The organism is Parvibaculum sp. (assembly GCF_039973015.1).
Classification (GTDB): domain Bacteria; phylum Pseudomonadota; class Alphaproteobacteria; order Parvibaculales; family Parvibaculaceae; genus Parvibaculum.
In genome coordinates, this window is the sequence record NZ_JBDWLT010000008.1 from 541,625 (window position 1) to 566,770 (window position 25,146).

The 25,146-nt window shown below is 62.8% G+C and carries 19 protein-coding genes and 2 tRNA genes; 5 read left to right on the plus strand and 16 right to left on the minus strand.

Features of this window, described 5'->3' with window-relative positions; translation table 11 throughout:
* Both ABJO61_RS08725 and ABJO61_RS08730 read right to left on the minus strand, forming a co-directional pair.
* Positions 1 to 10,002, minus strand: coding sequence for an Ig-like domain-containing protein (locus tag ABJO61_RS08725; RefSeq protein WP_348330943.1), 10,002 nt, complete (start codon positions 10,000 to 10,002; stop codon positions 1 to 3).
* Positions 10,003 to 10,099: 97 nt separating this feature from the next.
* A complete protein-coding gene (locus tag ABJO61_RS08730; RefSeq protein WP_348325334.1) occupies positions 10,100 to 11,425 on the minus strand; it encodes a TolC family protein in 1,326 nt (441 codons plus the stop codon).
* A gap of 303 nt (positions 11,426 to 11,728) precedes the next feature.
* Here ABJO61_RS08730 and ABJO61_RS08735 point away from each other — a divergent pair, with 303 nt between their 5' ends.
* A complete protein-coding gene (locus ABJO61_RS08735; protein WP_348325336.1) occupies positions 11,729 to 12,661 on the plus strand; it encodes a LysR family transcriptional regulator in 933 nt (310 codons plus the stop codon).
* Between the two features lie 210 nt (positions 12,662 to 12,871).
* On the opposite strand, the gene ABJO61_RS08740 is transcribed toward ABJO61_RS08735, so the two are convergent.
* The 12 genes from ABJO61_RS08740 to ABJO61_RS08795 form a co-directional block, all read right to left on the minus strand.
* Positions 12,872 to 12,947 (minus strand) — tRNA-Phe (locus ABJO61_RS08740).
* Between the two features lie 120 nt (positions 12,948 to 13,067).
* Positions 13,068 to 13,298 carry a DNA gyrase inhibitor YacG gene (gene yacG / locus ABJO61_RS08745; RefSeq protein WP_348325338.1) on the minus strand — a complete coding sequence of 77 codons (231 nt, stop codon included), beginning with the start codon at positions 13,296 to 13,298 and terminating at the stop codon, positions 13,068 to 13,070.
* An 18-nt stretch (positions 13,299 to 13,316) separates the two neighbouring features.
* Positions 13,317 to 14,837 carry an Rne/Rng family ribonuclease gene (locus ABJO61_RS08750; protein ID WP_348325340.1) on the minus strand — a complete coding sequence of 507 codons (1,521 nt, stop codon included), beginning with the start codon at positions 14,835 to 14,837 and terminating at the stop codon, positions 13,317 to 13,319.
* 121 nt (positions 14,838 to 14,958) lie between these two features.
* A complete protein-coding gene (locus tag ABJO61_RS08755; protein ID WP_348325342.1) occupies positions 14,959 to 15,540 on the minus strand; it encodes a Maf family nucleotide pyrophosphatase in 582 nt (193 codons plus the stop codon).
* Complete coding sequence (gene infA, locus ABJO61_RS08760; RefSeq protein ID WP_011995440.1) at positions 15,537 to 15,755, minus strand: translation initiation factor IF-1; 219 nt, start codon at positions 15,753 to 15,755, stop codon at positions 15,537 to 15,539. The genes ABJO61_RS08755 and infA overlap by 4 nt, the downstream gene beginning before the upstream one ends.
* Before the next feature lie 119 nt (positions 15,756 to 15,874).
* The gene (locus ABJO61_RS08765; protein ID WP_348325345.1) at positions 15,875 to 16,600 is read right to left on the minus strand and encodes an SIMPL domain-containing protein; all 726 of its coding nucleotides are present in this window, start codon (positions 16,598 to 16,600) and stop codon (positions 15,875 to 15,877) included.
* A 333-nt stretch (positions 16,601 to 16,933) separates the two neighbouring features.
* A complete protein-coding gene (locus ABJO61_RS08770; protein ID WP_348325347.1) occupies positions 16,934 to 17,419 on the minus strand; it encodes a low molecular weight phosphatase family protein in 486 nt (161 codons plus the stop codon).
* Between the two features lie 5 nt (positions 17,420 to 17,424).
* A complete protein-coding gene (locus tag ABJO61_RS08775; protein ID WP_348325349.1) occupies positions 17,425 to 17,955 on the minus strand; it encodes a UPF0262 family protein in 531 nt (176 codons plus the stop codon).
* A gap of 205 nt (positions 17,956 to 18,160) precedes the next feature.
* Positions 18,161 to 19,456: a histidinol dehydrogenase gene (hisD, locus tag ABJO61_RS08780; protein WP_348325351.1), complete on the minus strand. Its 1,296-nt coding sequence runs from the start codon at positions 19,454 to 19,456 to the stop codon at positions 18,161 to 18,163.
* A 4-nt stretch (positions 19,457 to 19,460) separates the two neighbouring features.
* Positions 19,461 to 19,907 (minus strand): DUF2948 family protein, encoded by a 447-nt coding sequence (locus ABJO61_RS08785; RefSeq protein ID WP_348330941.1) that lies wholly within the window; start codon positions 19,905 to 19,907, stop codon positions 19,461 to 19,463.
* A 23-nt stretch (positions 19,908 to 19,930) separates the two neighbouring features.
* A complete protein-coding gene (gene murA / locus ABJO61_RS08790; protein WP_348325355.1) occupies positions 19,931 to 21,202 on the minus strand; it encodes a UDP-N-acetylglucosamine 1-carboxyvinyltransferase in 1,272 nt (423 codons plus the stop codon).
* A 232-nt stretch (positions 21,203 to 21,434) separates the two neighbouring features.
* Positions 21,435 to 21,608 (minus strand): hypothetical protein, encoded by a 174-nt coding sequence (locus ABJO61_RS08795; RefSeq protein ID WP_348325357.1) that lies wholly within the window; start codon positions 21,606 to 21,608, stop codon positions 21,435 to 21,437.
* A gap of 216 nt (positions 21,609 to 21,824) precedes the next feature.
* Between ABJO61_RS08795 and ABJO61_RS08800 the strand changes: the two genes are divergently transcribed.
* The 4 genes from ABJO61_RS08800 to ABJO61_RS08815 all read left to right on the plus strand — a co-directional run bounded on the left by ABJO61_RS08800 (position 21,825) and on the right by ABJO61_RS08815 (position 23,275).
* Positions 21,825 to 21,899 (plus strand) — tRNA-Thr (locus tag ABJO61_RS08800).
* A gap of 105 nt (positions 21,900 to 22,004) precedes the next feature.
* A complete protein-coding gene (locus tag ABJO61_RS08805; RefSeq protein ID WP_348325359.1) occupies positions 22,005 to 22,172 on the plus strand; it encodes a hypothetical protein in 168 nt (55 codons plus the stop codon).
* An 80-nt stretch (positions 22,173 to 22,252) separates the two neighbouring features.
* Positions 22,253 to 22,534, plus strand: a complete 282-nt coding sequence (locus ABJO61_RS08810) for a hypothetical protein (protein WP_348325361.1) — start codon at positions 22,253 to 22,255, stop codon at positions 22,532 to 22,534.
* Positions 22,535 to 22,537: 3 nt separating this feature from the next.
* Positions 22,538 to 23,275 carry a flavodoxin family protein gene (locus ABJO61_RS08815; protein WP_348325363.1) on the plus strand — a complete coding sequence of 246 codons (738 nt, stop codon included), beginning with the start codon at positions 22,538 to 22,540 and terminating at the stop codon, positions 23,273 to 23,275.
* Between the two features lie 9 nt (positions 23,276 to 23,284).
* On the opposite strand, the gene ABJO61_RS08820 is transcribed toward ABJO61_RS08815, so the two are convergent.
* Together ABJO61_RS08820 and ABJO61_RS08825 are read right to left on the minus strand one after the other, a co-directional pair.
* A complete protein-coding gene (locus ABJO61_RS08820; protein ID WP_348325365.1) occupies positions 23,285 to 24,439 on the minus strand; it encodes a serine hydrolase domain-containing protein in 1,155 nt (384 codons plus the stop codon).
* Positions 24,436 to 25,125, minus strand: a complete 690-nt coding sequence (locus ABJO61_RS08825) for a lysoplasmalogenase (protein ID WP_348325367.1) — start codon at positions 25,123 to 25,125, stop codon at positions 24,436 to 24,438. The genes ABJO61_RS08820 and ABJO61_RS08825 overlap by 4 nt, the downstream gene beginning before the upstream one ends.
* Between the last annotated feature and the right edge of the window lie 21 nt (positions 25,126 to 25,146).

Consider the following 25,146-nt stretch of genomic DNA (forward strand, 5'->3'; position numbering starts at 1 on the left):
TCAGGCGACTGCCGGCAGGATGCCGGTCTCGCTTGCCGGGTCCTGCGCGTAGAGCTGCTGCACACCGCTGTCGAAGAAAGGGAAGGCTGCATCGTCTCCAACGCCGGTGCCGCCGCCGCCAGCATCGTCATCGCTTGAGAGACCCGGAATCTCGCTCGACATGTCGAGAACGCTTGCCGCGTCGGGTGCGAAGCTCATGGACATCATTGAGAAGCCGGACATCTCGTCCCTTCCGGCAACCTCAATATTGACGGTAGCGGTGACCCCGCCTGCGAGCGTGTAGGTGAAGCTGTCGGTTACCGTCTGCCCGTCTCCGAGCGCCTGCAAGGTGCTAGCGGCGGTCGGGTCATAGGTGATCTCGCCCGTACCTGAATTATAGGTCAGGCTTGCGCCCATCGTGCTTGTTGCAGAAACGGAAGAAATCGCAGCGCCGTCACCGTCGTTCTGCAGAAGAACATTCCCGGAGAAAGTATAGGGCGCGTCCTCGTTCACATCCTCGGCGTAGTTCCGGCCGTTGCCGCCAATTTCGGCGAGCGCCCGCGCCTGATAGAAGGTGTCGTAGACGAGGGAATCGTTCCATTGCTCCGAAGAGTTTCGGATCAGATAGTCCTCATCGGCGCCAAACCCGTCCAGGACGCTCGGCTGGCCGGGTGCCCAGTTGGTATAGGCGCCATCGACGGCGGCGCCGCCGGAGTTACCGATCCAGAATGTCGTTCCCGCCTCCGGACCCGTCTGCCAGACCCAATTACCCTCCGAGACAAGGTCGGTCGCGCCCAGCCAGAGACGGCCTTCATAGACAGTCGTGGCGAAGGCGTTTTCCTCCGCGCTGGTGATGGTGAGAAGATAGCTGTCTCCGGGCAGGGCGTTTGCAGCAACATCCCTTGCGTCGGTCCAGTAATCCTCCGCGCCGATCAGCTTGTAAGCATGACCATTGCCTTCGAAGACTGTCCAGCCGTCGGGCACAGAAATAATCGTGTCGTTTGCGGCTGCAACAGGCGGCACCGTCTGCACGGTAACGTCGAGGGCGGTCGACGCATCGCTTTCATTCGCCGCGGCATCGACCGCGCTCACAGTAAAGCTGTGTTCGCCGTCCGGAAGCACCGAAGTCGTGAAGGTCCATGTCGTGCCGGTGTAAGGTACGGTTCCGAGCAAGACGCCGTTATCATAGATATTGACAGAGGTCGCCACAGAGCGAGTGCCCGTCAGTGTGATGGTGTTGTCGTCGGTGATGCCGTCGCCAACTGTGCCGGTGTCGCTTCCCCAACTGTCGATGGTCGGCGCTTCAGGTGGTGTGGTGTCCACCCAGACGATCTGCGTGTTCGACGAGGCGCTGAGGTTGCCCGCGTCATCCACCGCCCTTGCGGTGATGTAGTGGTATCCTTCGGGCAACACGGATGTCGTCAAGGTCCAGTTTCCGCTGCCATCTGCCACCGTCGTCCCGATCTGGCTGCCGCCCAGATAGATGCGGACCGTCTCGTCCGCGCCTGCTGTGCCGGTAATGGTCGGCGTGGTGTCCGATGTCTGGGTGGCGGAGGTGCCTGTCTGGTCGGAGAAGCCGGTGATAGACGGTACGGCAGGGCCGACATTGTCCAGCTCGATCGTGTTCGTGACTGTGTCCGACTGATTGCCCGCGCGGTCGACGGCATAGGCCTCGACCGTGATCTCGCCGTTGTGAAGGGCAGAGATGTTGGCGCCACTCAGCGTCCATGACGTGCCGTTGACGGTCGCCGTGCCCGTGACGGTACCGCCTAGTTCATCCGTGAAGGTTACATAGACGGTATGCCCGCCTGTCGACGTTCCCGAGACGTTGAAATAACCGTCTTCCGATGCATTCACCAGATTGTCGCCAGCTATGGGCGTGGTGATGGTGACGGCAGGCGGGGTCGTGTCGACCATCACGTACATGGCACCTGTCTGGGCGCTCTGGTTGCCGGCCGCATCTTCCGCGCGAGCGGTCACATTGTGATAGCCGTCGGCGAGTTCGCCCGTGGTGAAGGACCAGTCTCCGTTGCCGTCCGCGACCGTCGTGCCGACAGAGCCGCCGTTAATGAGGATGCGTACCGTCGAACCCGCTTCCGCCGTGCCGGTGATGGTGGGTGTGGTGTCGCTCGTCTGCTTATCGGTGGCGGAAAAACCTGTGTCCTCGGAGATGGCCGTGATGACGGGTACGGGTGGCGCGGTGTCGTCGATCGTGACCGTCAGACCGCCGGATTCGTCGCCTTCGTTACCGGCATAGTCAAAGCCGACGGCGGTAAACTCATGCGCACCCTCGGTCAGGGATTCAGTGTAGAAAACCCACGAGGTACCGCTGACGGTCGCTTCACCGACTTCGACGCCATTGTCGTAGATCACGACATAGCGCGTTCCGCCCTCGGCCGTGCCCTGGACAGCGATGAAGTTGTTGGTCGTAATTCCGTCGCCCTGCGTGCCGGAATCGGGCGAGAAGCCGGTGATGACCGGGGCTGCAGGTGCGACCGTGTCGATGCCTATGGTCATCGAACTGGACGGCAAGCTCATGTTGCCCGCAGCGTCGACGGCGCGTGCCTCGTAGCTCGCGTAGCCATCGGCGAGCGTGTCCGTCGTCACCGACCAGTCGCCATTGCCATCCGCCGTCGTCGTCGCGATGAGCCCGCCGCCACGGAAGATATTGATGGTGACATTCGCATCGGCGGTGCCGGTGAAGGTCAGCGTGTTGTCGAACGTCTGGTTATCGGAGGAGGAGTACCCGGTATCGTCGGAGAAACCGGTAATGACGGGTACGGCCGGTGCGGTCGTGTCTACGGTGACGGAAAGCACCGCTGAGGGATCGCTCTCACCATAGCCCCCGGGCGCGGTTGCGACGACAGTGAAATCATGATCGCCATCCGCAAGCGTGCCAGTCAGGAAGTGCCAGTTGCCAGCGCCATCAGCCGTAACGGTGCCGAGCGACACACCGCCATCGAAGATCTCCACCGTGGCGCTGTTCGCGGCCTTTCCATAGAGGTCGAGTGCATTGTCTCTGGTAACGCCGTCTCCGCTCGCGCCGGTGTCGTTCGAGTAGAGCGTGATGGTGGGTGTGGCGGTCACGGGCGGCGGGCCACTGGAGATCGTGAGGTCGAGGGCGGCGGATGTGTCGCTCACATTGCCTACATTGTCGCTGACGCGCGCGGTGAAGCTGTAGCTTCCCTCGGCCAGCTCCTCAGTCGTGAAGCTCCAGGTTCCATTCGCCGCGGACGTGACCGTGCCGATCACGCTGCCGCCGCTGAGGATTTCAACCGTGCTGTTCGCGGCAGCCGTACCCGAAAGTGTCGGCGTCGTGTCGCTTGTGATGCCGTCGCCAGCGGGGAGGCTGTCGTCGCTGAAGTCCGTGATGACGGGTGCGTCGGGCGCGGTCGTGTCGACGAAGACAAGCTGCGTGCCGCTGTAGCTGCTCGAGCGGCCGGCGGCATCTGTCGCCCTGACGGTGATGGAATGTACGCCTTCGGCAAGCGTGTCCGCCGTGTAGGACCAGTTACCAGTGCCGTCGGCCACGGTTGTGCCGAGCACCGTGGCGCCATCGCGAACGGTGATGGTTGCGCCTGCTTCCGACGTACCGGAGAAGGTGGGCGTCGTGTCGGAGGTGCGGAAGTCGCCCGGCGTGCCGGTATCTTCGCTCATTGAGACGAGGACGGGGACCGGAGGTGCTGTGAGGTCAACGGTGAATTCGACCTCGTTGCTCTCGCCGCTTTCATTGCCGACATAATCGCGCGCAACCGCCGTGAAACTGTGTGTGCCTTCGGGGATGGCGGAGACGAGCAGGGTCCAGTTGCCGCCGTTTACCTGAGCGGTACCGACCTGGACGCCGTCGCGATAGACAGCGACGGTATTGCTGCCCGCTGCGGCCGTGCCGGAGACGTAGGTCCAGTTAAAGGAGCTGATGCCGTCGTCCGGCTCAGCGCCGTTGTCGTTGCTCAAGCCGGTGATGACGGGTGCCGCGGGCGGCACTGTGTCGATGCTGACGACATAGTTGCTGGACTGGACGCTCTGATTGCCGGCTGCATCGACGGCGCGCGCATGGAAGTAGTGGAAGCCGTCGGCGATCACGCCGGTCGATGCCGACCAGTCGCCATTGCCATCGGCAATGCCGGTCGCGACGAGCGTTCCGCCAAGATAGACGTTGACTGTTTCGCCCGCACCGGCTGTGCCGGTGAAGGTCAGCGTGTTGTCCGAGGTCTGGAAGTCGGGATTGCCGGTGTCGTCGCTGTAACCGGTGATCGCGGGCTGGTCCGGGCGGGTCGCGTCGATGGTGACGTCGAACGCCGCCGTTTCCGCACTCTCGTTGCCCGCGCCATCGCGCGCCGTGGCGGTGAAGCTGTGTTGGCCGTCCGCCAGCGTTGCCGTGGTGAAGGACCAGGTGCCACCGCCGACGACCTGCGCCGTTCCCAGTTCCACACCGCCATCATAGATGACCACGGTCGACCCGGAAGCGCCGGTGCCGGTGAGCGTCAGCGTCGTATCGTTGGTGAGACCGTCGCCCTGTACACCGCTGTCATTAGCGAAGGATACAATCGCCGGCATGGCAGGTGCCGTCGTGTCGATGTTGACGTTGACGACGTTCGACCAGCCGCTGGAATTGCCCGCTGCGTCGATGGCGCGGGCTTCGTAGGCCGCATAGCCCTCGGGCAATTCGCCCGTGGTGATCGTCCAGTTGCCGTCTCCGTCCGCCGTGGTGCTGCCCGCGAGGCCGCCGCCTCTAAAGAGCTGAACTGTGGCGTTCGCTTCCGCCGTGCCCGTGAAGGTGAGCGTGGTGTCGGAAGTGGAGCCGGCTTGCGTTCCCGTGTCATCCGAAAAGCCGGAGATGACCGGGGTAGCGGGGGCCGAGTTGTCGAGAACGATGTCATGCGTGACCGTGCCGGACTGGTTGCCCGCCGCATCAACCCCATAGGCTTCAATGGTGATGGTGCCGTTGTCGAGGGCGGAAATATCCGCGCCCGTCAACGTCCACGAACCGCCGCCCGCGACGGCGGCTGTTCCCGAGACCGTCGCACCCGAGCCGTCGCGGAAGGTGACGAAGACCTGCTGGCCGCCAGGTGCCGTGCCGGAGACCGTTAGCGACCCATCGGCCAGAGCGCCGACGATATTGTCGCCATCGACCGGACCCGAAATGGCAACAACAGGCGCAGTCGTGTCGATCGCCACGTCGAACTGGTCGGAGTAGGTGCTGATGCTGCTCGAAGGCGCAGTCGCGCGCGCATGGAAGATGTAACTTCCATCCGCGAGTTCTGCGGTCGTGAAGGACCAGTTGCCGGAGCCGTCGGCGGTTGCCGTGCCTATCGACACGCCACCGCTATAGATTTCGACGGTGGCATCGGCCACGCTGGTGCCATCGAGGGTGAGCGTCGCATCATTGGTGCGGGCGTCGCCCTCCACGCCGCTGTCCTCGGAGAAGCCGGTGATGACGGGCGCGGGTGTGGCGGGGATCAAGATCGTCACATCCAGGCCGTCGCTCATGGGCGAGACATTACCCGCGGCGTCGGCCGCGCGCGCCGTGAAGCTGTGATCCCCCTGGTTGAGCGTGCCGGCATCATAGCTCCAGTCCCCGTTTCCGTCTGCAGTCGTCGTGCCAAGGAAGGAATTCTGATTGAAGATGCTTACGGTGGCATTCGCTTCCGCCGTGCCGGTAATGGTCAGCGTCGTGTCGGCTGTGATGCCGTCGCCTGCCGTTCCGGTATCGTCGCTGAAGCCGGTGATGACGGGTGCGTCGGGATTTTCGGTGTCGATGGTGACGGCAAGCGCATCCGTCTCATCGCTTTCATTCCCTACATAGTCGCGCGATGCGGCGGTGAAGCTATGGTCGCCATCCGCGAGATCACCGGTGGCGAAGGACCATGCGCCGGCATTCGGGATAACCGTTCCGATTTCGACGCCATTGTCGTAGATGACGACGCGGGAAACGCCGGCGGGCGCGGTGCCCGTAAGCGTGAGGTTTCCATCCGCGGTTATGCCGTCGCCCGCGGCGCCCGTGTCGAGCGAATAGCTGTCGAGCGTGGGCGCATCGGGGGCCACGGTGTCGATGTTGATGGCGAGCCCGTTGGACATACCACTCTGATTGCCGACGTCGTCCACAGCTCGGGCGTAATAGGTCGAAACACCATCCGCACGCGCGGCTGTCGTTGCCGTCCAGTTGCCGGAACCGTCGGCAGTGCCGGTGGCGACAACCGTCGCGCCGACATAGACATTGACGGTGACGCCCGCTTCCGCCGTCCCGGTGAAGGTCAACGTGTTGTCTGCGGTCTGGTTGTCACCGTCGAAGCCGGTGTCGTCGGAGAAGTCCAGAATAACAGGCGCGGCGGGGCCAACATTGTCGAGCGTCACGGCCACGGTCGACGTCGCTGACTGGTTGCCCGCCTGATCGACCGAGTAGGCTTCGACCGTGATCTCGCCATTCTGAAGACCGGAGATATCGGCGCTCGACAGCGTCCAGTTGCCGCCGCCGGAAACAAGGGCGTAACCGCCATCCACGGTCGCGCCGCTTTCGTCGCGGAAAGTTACATGAACCCGCTGCGCGCCCGACGCCGTGCCCGACACGGAAACCCATCCGTCCTCGGCGGCATTGACGATATTGTCGGTCGCAATAGGCGTTGTTATGACGACAGCATGCGCCGTGGTGTCGACGGTGAGGCCGAGACTGGCGGCGGGGCCAAGATTGCCCGCATCGTCCATCGCCCGGGCAGTCAGACTGTGGCCGCCTTCGGCCAGTTCCGGCGTTGTGAAGCTCCAGTTGCCGTCGCCGTCGACTTCGGCGGTGCCGAGCAATGTCCCACCGTCGCGGATCTGGACCGTTGTGCCCGCCGGGGCAGTACCCGTCAGTGTCGGCGTGGTGTCGTTGGTGCGGTTGTCGCCCTCGACGCCGCTATCGTCGGTAAATCCGGTAATGACGGCCGCTGCCGGCGCAACGGTGTCGTGCCCGATTGTCTCCGTCACGGTGCCGGAGTTGTTGCCTGCCTGATCGACCGCATAGGCTTCGACCGTGATGTCGCCATCGGCGAGGCCGGAAATATCGATGCCCGTCAGCGTCCAGTTGCCGCCGACAACGATGGCGTCGCCCGTGACGGTGGCGCCGCCCTCGTCGGTGAAGGTCACATAGACGCGCTGGCCGCCGGGCGCCGTGCCGGAAAGCGAAACGGAATTATCTTCACTGGCGTTGACAAAACCGTCACCCGAAATCGGCGTCGTGATCTCGACGCCGGGCGCTGTGGTGTCCACGGCGACGATGTAGTCGTCCGAGGTGATGCTTCTGTTGCCAGCCTCATCAATGGCGACCGCATTGAAATAGTGGGAACCGTCGGCGAGTTCCTCGCTCGTGAAGCTCCACGCCCCCGCCCCATCGGCGGTAACGGTGCCAAGAGAAGTGACGCCGATGAAAATCTCTACCGTCACGCCTGCCGCTGCGGTGCCGTTCAGCGTGACCGTATTGTCGTTGGTCCGGCCATCGCCGAGGCTTCCTGTGTCGTCCGAAAAGCCGGTGATGACCGGCGCGGCGGGCACCACGCTGTCATGCGTGAAACTCGCGGTCGTGGCGCCGGACTGGTTGCCCGCCTGGTCGACCGCATAGGCGCTGACGGAGATCGTTCCCTCATCCAGACCCGATATGTCGATATTGGGCAGCGTCCAGGCCCCCGCCCCGTTCACGAAGGCCGTGCCCGTCGCCGTCGCGCCACTGCCGTCCGTCAGCGTCACATAGACACGCTGGCCACCTGCCGACGTACCGGAAATGGAGAGTGCGCCGTCTTCGGTCCCGTTCACCCACCCGTCACCCGACACGGGCGTCGTGATCGTGATGCCGGGCGCCGTCGTATCGATCTGGAGCTGCAACCGCGATGAAGGCGCGCCGGTATTACCCGCCTCGTCCGTCGCACGCGCCACGATCAGATGCGTTCCCTCCGAAAGCGTACCGGTCGTGAAGCTCCACGCCCCACTGCCGTCAGCCGTCACCGTGCCAAGCAGCGTCGCCCCGTTATTGTCGTAAATGCTGACTTCTGCATTGGCCTCTGCCGTACCCGTGAGCGTCGGCGTAGTGTCGTTGGTCCGGGAATCGCCTTCATAACCGCTGTTGTCCGAGAAACCGGTGATGACCGGCGCAGCAGGCGCCACATTGTCCAGCGCGATTCCTTCGGACACCGTGCCGGATTGATTGCCCGCGGCATCGACCGCATAGGCCTCGACCGTGATCGGCCCGTTGACGAGCCCGGAAATATCGACGCCAGATACCGTCCAGTCGCCATTGCTGTCGACGAAGGCATTACCCTCGACGCTCGCGCCGCCACCATCGGTAAAGGTCAGATAAACCCGCTGCCCGCCTTCCGCCGTGCCGGAAACGAAAAGGACGCTGTCCTCCAGGCTGCTGACGATGCCATCGCCTGCAATCGGCGTCGTGATTGCGATGCCGGGCGCCGTCGTATCGACGGTCACGGAAAGCTTGTTCGAGTTGGCGCTCGCATTCTCGGCCGCGTCCAGCGCAATGGCGGCGAAGTCATGATCGCCTTCTGCAAGCGTGCCGGTGTCGAAGCTCCAGTCGCCATTGCCATCGGCGGTTACAGTGCCAAGCAGCGTCGCACCATCGAAAACCCTGACCGTCGCGCCTGCATCCGCCGTCCCGGTGAGCGTCAGCGTGGTATCGGAGGTGGTGCCGTCATTCTCGATGCCGGTATCATCGCTATAGCCGGTGATAACCGGAGCCGCTGGCGACAATGTATCCACGGTCACGGAGAGCGCCGCCGAAGACGCGCCCTCATTGCCTGCGGCATCGCTCGCGCTGGCGGTAAGGGAATGTGCGCCCTCGCCAAGCACCGGCGTGGTGAAATTCCAGTCGCCGTTCTGGTCGGCGCTTGCCGTGCCGAGTTCGGTTGCACCATCAAAGATGGTGACCGTCGCGCCTGCTTCCGCCGTGCCCGTCAGGGTAAGCGTGGTGTCGGCGGTGATGCCGTCGCCTTCCGTGCCGGTGTCGTCCGAGAAGCCTGAAATAACCGGCGCGCCGGGCGCCGTCACGTCGAGCGTGACGGCAAGCGTCTCCGACAACACACTCTCATTGCCTGCGGCATCGGTCGTGCGCGCGGTGAACTCGTGTGCGCCTTCGGCAAGCGTACCTGTGGTGAAGCTCCATGCACCCGTGCCATCGGCGGCGGCCGTTCCCAGTGAGATGCCGCCGTCGAAAATCTCGACCGTTGCACCCGCTTCAGCCGTACCGGTGAGCGTCTGCGTCGTGTTCGAAGTGATGCCGTCACCCGCAATGCCCGTGTCGGAGGTGTAACCCGCAATGACAGGCGCATCCGGCGCCGCCGTATCGACGGTCACGCTCAGCGCTTCGGAGGCTTCGCTCGTGCCACCTGCGTTGGTCGCCGTGACAGTATAATCATGCGAACCATCGGCGAGCGAACCCGTGGTGAAGCTCCAGTTACCATCGGCATCGGCGGTTGCAGTGCCGAGTTCGGTTGTGCCATCGAAGATGGTGACGGTTACGCCCGCCTCCGCCGTGCCGCCTAGCGTCAGCGTGGCGTCGGCCGTGACCCCATCGCCCTGCGTCCCGCTATCTTCCGACCAGGTTAGAATGGAAGGCACATCGGGGAGAGGCGTCTGTTCCGTGTCGTTGGAACTGTTGAGAGACGGCGGCAGATTGTCGGTGCCGGACGAGCCCCCACGCGAACCGTTATTCCCATCAAACCCGTCATATTCCCCGGAGCCGGAATCGGGTGTATCCATCCATCCGAAAAACTGAAGAAAGCCGTCCGGCAAGGGGCCGTCTATCCCTACGCCGTTGATCGAGGCTGTCTGGGCAAGAAAATCGGCGCCAAGCCCCGCGATGCGGATCGTGCCCTCGCCGCCGCTCAGCACGAGTTCGCCGCCTTCGGTACGCAGATCATCCACACCCTCAAGCGAGACGAGTTCAACCGTCACGCCCTCGGGCACTGTGAAGTTGGTCCCGGCTTCGACCGTAACCAGTTGCGCCGTTCCATCGGCGCTTGTCAGTCGCAGGATGATCTTCATCGCTCGTTACTCCACTTGAAACCAATTTTGTGTCCCGTCCCGCATGTCCTGTGCAGGTATCGGGCCACTTCGAAGCGGGGGGCCGATCGAATATTCGTTACTCGTCCCTGACAGATGCCAGAGAGGCAAGTTCTCCCATCGCTGCGATCACGCCATAGGCGGAGCGAAGCTTGGCAAAGCGCACGTCGAGTTCGGCGCGGCTTGCCGCGCGTTCCTCGTTCAGCACAAAGAAGAGATCGAGAAGGTCGCGCTGTCCGCCGATGAACTGCGCGTCATAAACGCGAACGAGTTCGCTTGCGGCGGCTTCGCGGCGGAGCAGGACCTGATGTGTGTCCCGAACGGAACGGTAATTCTCCAACGCTTCGAGAACACCGAGACGCACCTCGCGCGCAACGTCGTGGATGCGAATGGCGGCAGCCTGTTCGCGGTAGTCCGCCGCGCTGACGTCGTAGATGTCGCGGCCGCCGGTTGCGAAATTATAGGTCAGCCGCAGGCCGATATAGTAGTCATCGTCGGGCCCGGAGATGCCTTCGATGTTGCGTCCGTTGCGTGCTCTCATCTCGGCATCGAGCTTGGGGAAGAGTGCGGACCGGGCAACATCGCGCTCACCATCGGCGGCCTGCGCGCGGGCACGAGCGGCGGCAAGAGCCGGGTGATGGCGTTCCGCGCCGGCGACCGCCTCATCCGCCTTCATGTCGAGCAGGCCCGTAGGTTCGAGCGGTGGCGCAAGTGCGTCCGGCGCATCGCCGATCAGTTCGCGATATCGTGTTTCCGCCAGAACAAGTTCCCGCTCCGCATTGAGAACGAGGTAGCGCGCCTCCTCCGTCTGGCTGCTACCGACGACGGTGAGCGAACGCAGACCGGAATCCACTTTTGCCCGGCGCTCGATGCGCCCTGCGATCTCCGTTGCGCGTTCCTCGTGATTGCGCAGGAGTGAGAGGCGCTCGCGGGCTTCGAGAACAGCGAGATAGGCATAGGCTGCATCAAGGGCGACATCGTTGAGTTTCGCCTGAGCGGTGAGTTTCTCCGCCTCCGCATCCGCTTGCGCTGCCGAGACACGCGCGGGTGTGCCGAGCCCGTCAAAGATCGGCTGCGTCACGGTCAGCGAATATTCTTCCGCCGTCATCGTGCGTTCGAATGTCGGGCGGTCCGTCTTCTCGCGCCGGACGGAGCCGTCCAGCGAAACTGCCGGAAAATATCCCGACCGCGCGGAGCCGATTTCGCGCGCCGCCGCTTCTGCTTCAAGCCGTGCCGCCTTGGCGCCGGGGTGGTCCTTGAGTGCCCGGGACATGGCCTCTTCGATCGTCAGAGCCCCGGCACCGGATACCGTTGCGATCAATGCGCAGAACGCGACCGCAGCCCCGAGCCGGAAACGGGTCTTTGCGCGCCGCTCCTGACCGCGCGCCTCGTCTTTTGTGTTCATTTCGGGATACCCCTCAGCCGCCCCTGTGTAACGAGAGTGTATTCAAATGAGAATTCGACCAAAAAACAATCAAATTTGCTCGAAATGATTAATAAACCTGCGTAAATTCATGAAACTCATAAGCACTAGGAAGCAAATGATGTTTTATTTTCTTCGTGAATACTTTGTATTCACGAAATGAATAACCCCGTACTTCGGGGGGCCGGCGCAGCGATCCGCAAACAACATGCAAGATGCAGTTTTTGGAACCGTGATTTTATGTAAGGTGTGCGCGTTACCGCTCCGAAGAAGAGGCCGAATAGCGTGAACATCCGCGAACTGGATCTGAACCTGCTGCTCGTCTTCAATGCGATCTATACGGAGAGAAGCATCAGCAATGCGGCGCGCAAGCTTGGCATGTCGCAACCGGCTGTCAGCAATGCCCTTCGGCGTCTTCGTCACTTCACGGGCGATACCCTGTTTTACAAGGCCGGCACCGGCGTCGCGCCAACACGCGCGGCCATGACCCTGGCCATTCCAATCGGTCATGCCCTCGACACTGTAGAGCGCGGCCTTTCCTCGGTGCGCAACTTCGATCCCTCTACATCGACACGCACTTTCCGGATCGGCGTCAACGACCTGATCCACGATGCCCTGGTGCCGGCCCTTGTCGGCTATGCCAGACGGGAAGCGCCGAACCTCATGCTCGAATTCGTCCTCCAGACCGGCGACATGGCGCATGAAGCCGTGAAGGACGGCACGCTGGACATGGTCCTGCTGCCTACGTTCGCGATCAATGACGAAATCGGCTCGGCAAAGGTTTGGGATGAGCCTTTTACGATCATCGTTTCGCGGCAAAATCCGCTCGCCAAGTTGAACAGGTTGACCAAGGACGATATTCGCTCGATGCAATTCGTCGTCACCACACATGTCCGGCGCTTGCGGCAGTATGTGGATGATATTTTCAGATCTCACGGACTTGACCGCACGATTGCTTGCGCCGTCGCCGATACGCGCAGCCTCTACCCTCTTGTTTCGGTCTCGGACCTTGCGGCCGTTGTCGGTCGCCGCTTCGCCGACCAGTACAATACCGACGGCAGCCTCGTCATGTTCGATGCCCCATTCGACCTGCCGGACATAGGTGGCCACGTTGCATGGTCGCTCGACGCGGAAAACGACGAAGGGCACCGCTGGGTCCGCGAGCGTGTCGTGGAAATCCTGGCCAGCGCTTTCAAGTTGAGCCGTCCGACACGCTGAAAGTACAGGCGGGGACAAAATCCCCGCGCCTGCGGCCAGGGATGTTCCGGCCGGGAAAACGGTTCGGGAAATGCCCGCCCCGATGCCCTTCTACTATAATTGAAACATCGGATTTTATCCCCGGCCCGGAACTCGATGACGGTCTTGTGACGTTTCGATGACGGTCGGACGGGGTTATCCCCGGAAGGCGGCTTCAGCGAAGAAGGGGAATGGTGCCCAGGGGCGGGATCGAACCACCGACACTGCGATTTTCAGTCGCATGCTCTACCAACTGAGCTACCTGGGCGGAAGCTCCGAAGCGGCGGGAATCCGCAGCGCTTCGGCGAGGTCCGCGGTTTATAAGAGATAGAGTCCGGCCTGTCCAGAGGCTCCCGTCCCCTTCGCAAAGATCAATCGCTACAGGGAGTTAACGCTCGCCGTCTTCGTCTGCGGGACGCGTTTGTGACGCCTCGTCCCACTCGTCCGGCGGTTCGATGGCAGGGATTGCATAAGTGCCCTTCAGCCAGCGGTTCAGGTCCACATCCGCGCAATGCTTGGAGCAGAAGGGATGAAACCCCGAGGCCGAGCGTGCACCGCAAATCGGGCATGGGCGCGGCGCCCTCAGTTTCACGACCTTGCCGTCGTCCTCGCTTGCCAAGATGGCCTCCTCACACGCCTATTGAACAACGCCGACATCGATGCGCTCACGTGAAAAAGCAGGCTCTCCCACGATTTTTACATCAGATGCAACGCGCCTCAGCAATCTTTCAACGAGATAGGGATTGCCGCGCTCCAGCCAATCGACGACTTCCGCCGATGCACGCGCGACAAGCGGGCGGCCAGGACTTGCCTGCGCCTCGCGCGCGATCTTGCGCAGGAGGTCGTTCGCAACCGTCGCGCACGTCTTGCGGCGCGGTCGGCCATTCGCATAGGCCGGTTCGGTAAGCAGCTTGTCGAGCGGTTCGCGCACACGTTTGCGCGTCATCTCCACGAGGCCGAATTCCGACATGGCGGAAATCTGCGTCGGCACACGGTCCTTTGCAAAACCTTCGTTGAGCGCGTCGATGACCTTCTGGATGTTGGCCGGATCGTTCAGATGAATGAAGTCAATCACGATGAGCCCGCCCGTTCCGCGCAGGCGGAGCTGGTAGACGATCTCCTCCACCGCTTCGAGATTGATCTTGGCACTCGTCTCTTCAAGACCCGTCGCGGCGGTATAGCGGCCGGAGTTCACATCGATCGCCGTCAGCGCTTCCGTCGTTTCGATGGTGATCCAGCCACCGGAAGGAAGCTCAGCGCGCGGCTCCAGAGCCGCTTCTATTTCGCCATCGATATCGTAAAGCGCGAAGAGGTCGCCGGGCCCATTGAACAATTGCACACGGTCGAGCATTTCCGGCATGGCGCGACGGCAATAGCGCTGGGCTTCGCCAAAGGCATCCGCGCAGTCAATCAGCACACGCGCCGTGTCGGCGCTTACACAATCGCGCAGGGTCTTCGAGACAGGGTCGAGATCGTGAAAAACGACACAAGGCGGGTTGGACTTGCGCTCCGTTTCACGCACTTTGCGCCATTCTTCCGCAAGCTGGCGCGCATCGGCGGCAATGTCTTCCGCCGTCGCGCCAATTGCCGCCGTGCGAACAATGAAGCCAGCCGGTTCGCCGGTCACACCCATCGGATTGAAGCGTTCGACCATTTCCTCGACAAGGGCGGTCAGTCTTTCGCGCTCCGCTTCATCCTCGATGCGGCGCGACAGGGCGACGCCGGACTGATTGGGAACGAGAACAAGAAGGCGGCCCGGAATTGTGACATTCGCGGAGAGGCGCGCGCCCTTGTCACTGATCGGATCCTTTACCGCCTGCACAAGAATCGCTTGCCCTTCCTGCACGCAGGCGCTGATCGGCGGCAATACGCCCTCATCGAGGCCGGTAAGTTCGCAAAGGCAGCGCGCCTCGCGCGCGCCGAGAAAACCGGCGCGTTCCAGACCGACTTCCACAAAGGCCGCCTGCATACCGGGCAACACACGCTGCACACGGCCAAGAAAAATATTGCCGATCAGCGAATGACCGGCGCGGCCCGTCTTTGCCTTGAGGTCGTCTTCCATGGTGCGCTCAAGAAAGAGCTCCACCGGACGCCCATCCTCGACGATCGCGACGCGCGTTTCGCCGGGACCGACATTGATCAAAACTTCTTCGGACATAAAAACCCTGATTTGCATCCGACGCGCCCCCACGCAGCCGGATGCCCCCTCTGCACCCTCGTACCTTCCAATCCTTGAAGGATCGATCCTAACACTGTTGTCAGCCGGGATGATAGCCGCGTCAGCCCTTTGAAATCACAGGATAACCCGCGCCCGACAGCAACACCGCCGTCTCAAAGAGGGGGAGGCCTACCACGGCGGAATGCGAGCCTGTCAGCGCGCGGACGAAGATCGCGGCGAGCCCCTGAACCGCATAGCCGCCCGCCTTGCCGTGCCACTCGCCGGAGGCCAGATAGAATGCAATCTCCTCCCCGGACAGGCGTTTGAAGGTGACCCGCGTTTCATTCACGCGAATGGCACTGCGATCCGGCGTCACGAGACAGACACCTGTGTAGACGCGATGCGCGCGTCCGGAGAGAAGTTTCAGGCATTCCGCGGCCTGTACTTCCGTCTCGGCCTTGGGGAGGATGCGCCGCCCGCAGGCGACAACCGTATCCGCACCCAGCACGAAGGCGTCGCCATGCACCGACGCAATGGCCTCGGCCTTTTCGCGCGCGAGACGCTCGGCGTGGTCGCGCGGCAGTTCGTTCTTTTTCGGGGTTTCGTCTATGTCGGCTGCGACGACAAGGTCGGGCTCAATGCCGATCTGCGCAAGCAGCGCGAGCCTGCGGGGCGAAGCGCTGGCGAGAACGAGCCGTGTCACTTGAAGCGGTAGGTGATCCGCCCCTTCGTCAGATCGTAGGGCGTCATTTCCACGAGCACCTTGTCACCCGCAAGCACGCGGATGCGGTTCTTGCGCATCTTGCCGGCCGTGTGAGCAATGATCTCGTGCTCGTTCTCAAGCTTCACGCGGAACGTTGCATTGGGCAGCAGTTCCGTCACCACGCCCGGGAACTCGAGCAGTTCTTCTTTCGACATTCACTATCCTTCGGAAATTTGGCCGAAGAATGGTCACAAAGCCTCTGAAAATCAAGAGCCCGGTCCGCTAATTCGCACGGGGACCGGGCCCAAGATATTGATTTCCAGAGGTTTTCGGATCAGTCGGCCAAAAGGTACTCAATGGTGGAGACGACACGGACGGTCTTCATGACCTGTTCGGTCTCCTGCGCACCCGGTATGCCGTCGCGCGGCTCGATGGAGAACTGGCCCTGCCAGGCGCGCCTGATGCCGCCCAGATGGGAACCGGAATCGGCAGCGAAGGTTTCCGCGGCCTCGCGGGCACGCTGGGTCGCCTCCTCGATCATTTCCGGCTTCACATCGGCAATTCTCGTGAACAGGTAAGAGGGCCGGACCGGACCATATTCGTTAGACAAAACAACGCCTTGCTCGATGAGCGCGCTGCTGTCGCGGTTCGCCGCCGCGACCTTGTCGACGTCGGTCGAGCGCAGCACGAGCTGCTGAGCAATGATAAAACGCGTGTCGAACTGGCCGCTCGAATACATCTGGGCGAGACGGTCGGTGACCTGGGGCGCCTGAAGCTCGATCTCGTCTTCCGAAAAACCGTTTGATTTCAAGAAGCTACCGACAATCTCCGCGTTTCGCCTTGCCTCGGCCTGCGTGGTGGTGAGGTCATTGCCGGTCACGACAAAGCGCAGCCCCCAAAGCGCGAGGTCAGCCTTAACCTCCCGTTCCGAAAGGCCTTTTACAGATACAGAGCGATCTCCGAGACGCGATTTCACAAGTCCCTGACCGCCGAGATAACCGCCAAGGGCGATACCGAGACCAAGGATCAGGGCGGCCGTCAAAGTGAAAATGGATTTCATGGTAAGGCATTCCCCCGCTTCAGATTTTCCGACTTATACCACACGGATTGCGGCGGTTTCATGGATCAAACCGGGGACAACCCGCCCCCGACTGTCACACAAACGTCACGAAACCGTCACGCAAGGCCGAACCCGAGGATAACCGGTCCCGGGGATAATTTTCGCTCGCTGCGTTTTCGGGACCGAAAATCCGGCTCTTGCCGATGCGATTCCCGGGACGGGTTTTGCTCAGACTACGCACCCGGCGCTGTTCCGGGGACAAGATCTGGCACCCTTGCCTGCATGTCCCTTCCGTACCCCCCTGGCTTGCGCCGGGACGACTTTATCCCCGTTTCAGCCCGTCGCGGCCCCGGCGCGACCGAAGCGGCGCTCAAGGAGCTTTGCGAGTTCATCGCGCAGCGCGCGATAGGCATCGAGACGGCGCTCGCGGTTGCCGCCGGTGGGCGCGGCGAGCGGATCGGCGACTTCCCAATATTCAACGTCAGTGGCTGAGGAGCGCGTCAGTGCTTCCACCTTCTCGCGTGCCTCCGGCGTGAGCGCGACGATAACATCGAAGCTCGTCACATCGTCGAGTTCGCCGATGCTCTTGGGCGTACGAGGCGCGTCATCGACGCCTGCTTCACGCAGAACCTCGGCGGCAAAGGGGTCGGCGTCCTCCGCAGGCGAGACGCCGGCGGAATCGATGAAGATGCGGGCGCCGTGGCTCTTCTTCAGCAGCGCCTCGGCGATGGGCGAGCGGATCGCATTCAGGTTGCAGACGAAGAGCACCGACGCCGGAATGGCGTCTCCCCTCTTTACCTCCGCACTGCCGCCAGACATCGGACTCATCCCTTGATGTGCAGGACGCAGATGAGGGTGAAGAGACGGCGCGCCGTATCGAAGTCCATTTCGATCTTGCCCGAAAGGCGTTCCTTCAAGGTTTCGGAGCCTTCGTTGTGGAGACCGCGGCGGCCCATGTCGATCGCTTCGATCTGTGCGGGCGCGGCGGTCTTGATCGCGTCGTAATAGCTTTCGCAGATCATGAAGTAATCCTTGATGATCCTGCGGAACGGCGTGAGCGAGAGCAGCACCTTGCCATGCGCATCGCCGGATTCGAGGCGGATGTCGAAGACGAGACGGTTTTCCTCGATGGAAAGGTGAAGAATGTAAGGCCCGCCCTCGCTGCCGACCGGGGCGAAACGATTTTCCTCCAGCAGGTCGAAGATCGCGACCTTGCGCTCATGTTCGACATCGGGGCTGCGGCGCACAACCGAGCGCTCGTCGAGAACGAGGTCGACGATACGGAAGTTCGTCCCCTCCGGGAAATCCGGGGAGGCGGATACGCTGGTTTCGTCGTCTGCCGAATGATCGGTCATGGTGGCGCAGTGTAAGCCGATTTGAAGGAAGGAAGCGAGGGAGGAGGTGCCGTGCAGCCCCCCACCCGAACGGCTTTGCCGTTCGACCTCCCCTCAAGGGGGAGGTGAAGAGCCGTGCGAAGCGAGACGCCGCCTCCTGCGGCTTCCAGATTGCCGGCCTCCCCAATTTCAAAGGAGGGCCCGGCAATGACATTTGTTTTTGAGACTAGAGGTTGAGGCGAATCGATACCGAACGGCCATGCGCATCGAGGCCCTCGGCCTCGGCAAGCGCGAGGGCGGCGGGGCCGATGGCGCGCAGCGCCTCCGAGTCGCAGCGGACGATGGAACTGCGCTTCATGAAGTCGAGCACATTAAGCCCCGAGGAGAAGCGCGCCGAACGCGCCGTGGGCAGCACGTGATTCGAACCGGCCACATAGTCGCCAATGGCTTCCGGCGTATAGCGCCCCAGGAAAATCGCGCCTGCATTGGAAATCCGCGCGAGGAGGCTGTCGGGGTCCGCGACCGCAAGCTCCAGATGCTCGGGCGCAAGCCGGTCGACCAGCGGACAGGCATCGGCAAGCCTTTCCACCACAATGACGGCACCGAAATCGGCCCAGCTTTTCGTCGCGGTCGTCTCGCGCGGCAGCGCCTTCAACTGGCGCTCCACCGCTTCCTCGACGCGCCCGGCGAACGCGGCATCATCGGTAATCAGGATCGACTGCGAGCTTGCATCATGCTCGGCCTGTGAGAGGAGATCGGCTGCGATCCATTCGGGATCGTTCTCACCATCGGCAACAACGAGAATTTCGGAAGGGCCCGCGATCATGTCGATGCCGACCGTGCCGAAGACCTGGCGCTTGGCTTCCGCGACAAAGGCATTGCCGGGGCCGACAATCTTGTCGACGGGGGCAATCGTCTTCGTGCCGAAAGCAAGAGCGGCAACGGCCTGTGCACCGCCGACCCGGTAGACCTCGTTCACGCCTGCGAGCTTTGCCGCGGCAAGCACCAGCGGGTTCACGATGCCGTCCGGCGTCGGCACCACCATGACGATGCGCTTCACGCCCGCGACCCTGGCGGGGACAGCGTTCATCAAGACCGAACTCGGGTAATTCGCCGTGCCGCCCGGCACGTAGAGGCCAACCGCGCCGATGGAGGTCCAGCGATGGCCAAGCTCCACGCCCTGCGCATCCGTGAAGCGCGCATCTTCCGGGCGCTGGCGCTCGTGATAGGCCGCGATACGCGTAGCGGCGGTCTTCAGGGCCTCAAGCGTTTTCGGATCGCAGGCATCCATTGCAGCGTCGAGATCGGCCTGCGGGATCGCAAGGGTTTCGGCAGTGAGACCATCGAGACGGTCGAAGCGGCACGTATATTCGATCAGCGCCTCGTCACCGCGCGCGCGCACATCCGCGACTATCTCTTCAACGACATCACGCACATCGACGGATGCTTCGCGCTTTCCCGCGAGGAGAGTGGCGAAGTCCTGTTCGAAGGTTGAGTCTTTCGCGTTCAGGCGAGTGGGCATTGGTTCAGTCCAGATCGTGCGCGGGCTTGTTCGGCGTTTCCCAGACGAGTCCGAGATCCGAAAGATGGGCTTCGAGGGCCTCAACCTCAAGCTGCACTTCGGCGCCGCCGGAGAAAACCATCGTGACGACGCCCGACGGCGCATTCAGCTCGTCGAAGCGAATGGCCAGAAGATTGAGCACGCCATCGGGCTTGTCCTGCGAGATGTTGCGCGCACGGGCGGAAAGAACATTCTCGAAATGAAGCCCGGCGCGAACACGCTCATGGTTCTGCTTGCGGGCCTTGCCCTCGCCTTCCCAGCGAAAGCGGTTGACCACGCAGGCGAAGCGCCGTGTTGAAGGCAGGAAAGCAAGCTCACTCACATGGGTGACTGCATCCTGCAAGGCAGCGGAAATCACTTCCAGATCGGCGGCATCCTCTGCGGCGAGGCGAAGGTCTTTCACGTCCGGCATAGCTGCTCCGGCTTTCTTTTCTGTCACGCCTTTTCGCGCCATATCTCGGCGCCACAGGCACTGAGTTTAGCCTCGATACGTTCGAAGCCGCGATCGAGGTGATAGACGCGATTAACGACCGTTTCTCCCTCGGCAGCGAGCCCGGCGATGATGAGGGCTGCGGAAGCGCGCAGGTCGGAGGCCATGACGGGCGCGCCCTTCAGCTTCTCGACACCGCGCACCAGCGCCTTGTCGCCGTGAAGCGAGATATCCGCGCCGAAGCGGGCCAGTTCCTGCACATGCATGAAACGGTTTTCGAAAATGGTCTCGGTGATCTCGGATTCGCCGTCGGCCATCGTCATCAGGGCCATGAACTGCGCCTGAAGATCGGTCGGGAAACCGGGGAAGACCTGCGTCACCACATCCGTCGCCTGAAGACGCTCGCCATTGCGCGAGATGCGCACGGCGCCCTGCTCGCTCTCGACCTCGGCACCGGCGGCACGAAGGACGGAGAGCGCGGCCTCGAATGTCTCGGGCAATGCGCCTTCAAGCACGACCTCGCCGCCCGTCATGGCGGCGGCGACGGCATAGGTGCCGGCCTCGATGCGGTCCGCAATGACGCTGTGGGTCGCACCGTGGAGCTTTTCAACGCCTTCGATGCGCAATGTCGAGGTGCCGATGCCCTCGATCTTCGCGCCCATGGCAACGAGGCAATTCGCGACATCGCAGATTTCCGGTTCGCGGGCCGCGTTTTCCAGCACGGTGACGCCATCGGCAAGCGTGGCCGCCATCATCAGCGTATGTGTGGCGCCGACGGAGACGATGGGCGAGCGGACGACCGCGCCCTTCAGTCCGTCCGGCGCGGAGGCAAGGACATAGCCTTCCACGAGGTCGATCTCGGCGCCCATCTTCTGCAGACCCTTTATATAAAGGTCGACCGGGCGCGCGCCGATGGCACAGCCGCCGGGCAGCGAGACCTTGGCCTCCCGGCAGCGGCCGAGAAGAGGCCCGAGCACCCAGAAACTCGCGCGGATCTGCGAGACGATCTCGTAAGGTGCGGTAGTCGAGGTGATGTCGGCGGCGCGAATCGTCATCACGTCGGCATCCACGCCCTCCTCCACGGACACGCTGGCGCCGAGGGCGCCGAGAAGCTTCGTCAGCGTCTTCACATCGGCCAGGCGCGGCATATTGGCGAGCTTCAGGGGCTCGTCTGTCAGCAGGGCGGCCGTCATCAGCGGGAGGGCCGCGTTTTTCGCGCCGCTCACGGGAATCCGGCCCTTGAGACGGCGGCCGCCGCGAATGTGTATCGTGTCCATGAATATGTCCCGGTTGGGGTTCAGCGGTTTATACGGGCAGAGGAACCCCAAGTCACAGGGCAATCGAATGAATTCGATTGCCCTTCCCTTTTTTTACCCTCAAGCGCCGGGCGGGCGCATCCGCGCCCTTGGCTTTCCTCGCATAAGCTCGGGCGGCCAGTCGGCCTTGCCATTCTTGCGTAGCAAGAATGGTTGTGATCCCTCATGCCCGCAAATCCGGGCGCTTTGAGGGCTATTCCGCGCCTTCCTTGCGGGCGCGGGACTGCTGCTTCCGCTTCTTGAGGTTTTCGCGCAGCGTCTCGGCAAGGCGGGCTTCACGGGCCTTGGCCTCACGGGTCTGGGCGGCACGATCCTGGCCCTTGCCACCGGGGGTACGGGGATCGAAGGTGGGGCGGCTGTTCTTCATCTCTTGCTACTCAATTCCGGGGCCCAATCCGGCCAATCCGGGGGGCCCGCATCCAGGGGAGAAAGAGGGGAAGATAGTGCGTTGCGGCATCTTGCGCGAGGGGGGTCGCTGTGGCACTTTCCGCGCGCTTCGAAAAAGAGGGACAGCGCCCCGGCGCCAACGGTCCGTTTACCATTCGAGGCGAGACTGCGAGCGGCCTTCGCGCCCCTCCGGCACGCTGTGGTAGCTCAGTGGTAGAGCACTCCCTTGGTAAGGGAGAGGTCGAGAGTTCAATCCTCTCCCACAGCACCATTTTCCCGGAAGACCCTTTTCCTCTTCATTTCGTTTCCGGCCCGGTCCTGGGACATGCTTCCAGCTCCTGATAGGCTTGAGCCTTCATCGGGGAAGGAGACGTTCATGACCAAGCTGACAAATATGCTGGCTCCGGGCGTACTGGTTCTGGGCCTGCTGGCCCTGACGATACCCACCGTGGCGAACGCCCATGGCGGAGGATGCCGCAAGTCCTCGCCGCCCGGACAATGCTGCCACATGGACAACAGCACCGGCGTCGTTCACTGCCACTGAGACCACTGTGTGCGCCGCGTTCTCTACGGAACGGCATTCGTCCCGCATTCGTTGACCTCCTGAAACCAAAGGAGGACGAGATGAGCGTGAAACCGCAAAAGAATCCCGAAGAGGCACGCGACGAAACGCCGAAGCAGAAGCCCGGCGGCAAGACGGGCGGCAAGAAAGATCTCGCCGACCGGACGCCGGATGCGCATGATCTCACGGAGACCGATTTCGCCGCCGACAAGATGGGCAACAATCAGTTGCAGGGCGACGACCAGGAGAAGGTACATAACGAGCGACATGCGCAGGCGGAGGTCACGACCGGCACCGACAGCGTCATGGACGGGCTGAAGCGGAAAGACGATACGAAGGAGTAATCCATGACCGGGGCGCGGGACGATACCGGAAGCGAAGCCCACGATTTCAGCGCACTTCGCGCGATTTACCTCAACTGCACGTTGAAACGTGCGGAAGAGCCGTCGCATACCGAACTGCTGATGAGTGCGTCGGCGGAGATCATGCGCAAGAACGGCGTGACGGTGGAGACGATCCGCCCCAGCGAGCACCGCATCGCCTTCGGCGTCTATCCGGATATGCGCGAGCATGGATGGGAACATGATGACTGGCCGAAGCTCTGGGACAAGGTGAAGCAGGCCGACATGCTGGTGATCGGCACACCGATCTGGCTCGGTGAGGAATCCTCCGTATGCCGCCTGATCATCGAGCGGCTCTATGGCATGTCGGGCGAGCTGAACGAGAAGGGCCAGTCGAGCTTTTACGGCAAGGTTGGCGGCACCGTGATTACCGGCAATGAGGATGGCATCAAGCATTGCGCGATGTCGATCCTCTATGCGCTCGGCCATCTGGGATACACGATCCCGCCGCAGGCCGATTGCGGCTGGGTCGGCGAAGCGGGGCCCGGCGCGAGCTATGGCGACGACGGCGCGGGCTTCGACAATGATTTCACGAAGCGCAACACCACAATCATGACGTGGAACCTGATGCATATGGCGCGGATGCTGAAGCAGGCAGGCGGGTTACCGAAGGAAGGCAATGACCGGCGGGCGTGGAAAGCGGGGTGCCGTTTCGATTTCGAAAACCCGGAACATCGCGCCTGACGCGGGCGCTTATGCGGCGAGGCTCTCATAGATCGCGGCGAGGAGGGCCTTGTTGCGGGGGTTCTGCCAGCGCGGGCCCATGTCGTTGGTCACATAGCCGAAAGCGACGCCCGCCACGGGATCGCCGAAGCCGAGCGAGCCACCCGCGCCGAAATGGCCGAAGGCTTGCGGGTTGGGGCCGAGAGGACGCCCGTCCTGCGGCAATTGAAAGCCCAGCGCGAAGCGGGATGTGCGCTCCAGGATGCGGTCGGGGCCGAAGGATTGTTCCTCCACAGCGGCGGCGAGCATGGGCCGCGAAAGGATTTCGACATTGTCGATCTCGCCGCCCGCCGCCAGCGCCGAATAGACGCGGGCGATACCGCGCGCCGTGCCGTGGCCATTGGTGGAGGGGATCTCCGCCGACCGCCATTCCGCCGTGTTGACCCAGCCCGCGCCGGAAATGCCCGGCGGGTTCCAGTAGGTGTTCCATTTCATCAGCGTAGTGTCGTCTAGCGGACCCTCGGGTTTCTCCGGCAGGAGGGCAGGCCAGAGAAATTCGGCGCAGCGCCCATGCTCCGTCTGGGGAAGACCGATATGGACGTCGGCGCCGAGGGGCCCTGCAATCTCACTACGCAGGATTTCGCCAAGTGTGCGGCCGCTCGCGCGGCGGACAAGTTCGCCGACGAGATAGCCGAAGGTGTTGACGTGATAGCCGTGGGCGGCGCCGGGCGTCCACCAGGGCGTCTGCGCGGCAAGAGCCGCCGTCATTCGCTCCCAGTCGAGCATGGCGCCATCGGGCAGTTCCTCGCGGATCGCGGGCAGGCCTGCCCGATGAGAAAGCATGTGGCGGAGGGTGACCGTCTCCTTGCCGTTCACGCCGAATTCCGGCCAGAGATGATGCGCCGGGGCATCGAGGTCGAGAAGGCCGCGCTCTGCAAGCCGGAGTGCGACGAGCGCCGTAAAGGCCTTGCCGACGGAAAAGAAGTTCACCAGCGTGTCGCGTTCCCAGACTTTCGTGCGGGCCGCATCGCGATGTCCGCCCCAGAGATCGCAAACGACGCGCCCCTCGATCATGAGGACGATGGCGGCGCCCGGCTCGCCACGCGCGGAGAAATTTTCCGCGAAGGCTTCACGCAAAGGGCCGAAACGCGGATCGCAGCTGCCGCCTACCGGCGCGGCGCTCATGGCATGAGAAGAGCGAGGAGCGAAAGCGCCATCAATGCCTGCCCCACATAATAAGTGATCCAGACGATCAGCCCGCGAGCGGGGACCGGCGACTTGAATTTGTCGAAGGCGATGACGCTGTCTGAAATCACGAAGAGGACCGCGCCGAGGCCGAGGAGAGGCGCACCTTCGGGGATTGCAAGCGCGGACAAGGCCATGACGAGGATGGCCACGAGATAGGCGCCGACGGGCAGCTTCATCTTGCCGAGGGTGGGGGCGAGCGTGAAATAGAGCGCAATGGCGCCGAGGCCGACGGCGAGCGAGACAGCCTTCTGCGCCAGCGTTTCGGGCGCGCTGGCGATGGGCACCATGACCGCGATATAGAAAAGATGGCTGACAAGGAAAGCGGCAATGCCGCGCGGAAAATTGCGCGCATCGCCTTTCATGGCGAGGAAGAGATCACCCAGCGCAGAAAAAAGAAAGGCGGCAGAGAGAAGCAGGAGCGGCAGAGCCGGCCCCGCGCCGACCGCCAGAAGCGGCAAAGGCACGAGCAGGCCGATGGCAGCGGTCTTGAGGCCGGTGCGGAGCGGCGAAGGGGCCGCACGCTCGATCACCTGATAGGCGATGGCCGCGATGAGCGAGAGCAGCGCGAGCGCAATGCGCAGCGCGTCGAGGCCGTCCCCCGTCATGAAAATCCGCTCAAGCATTCGTTTCTCCCCGTTCTTTAT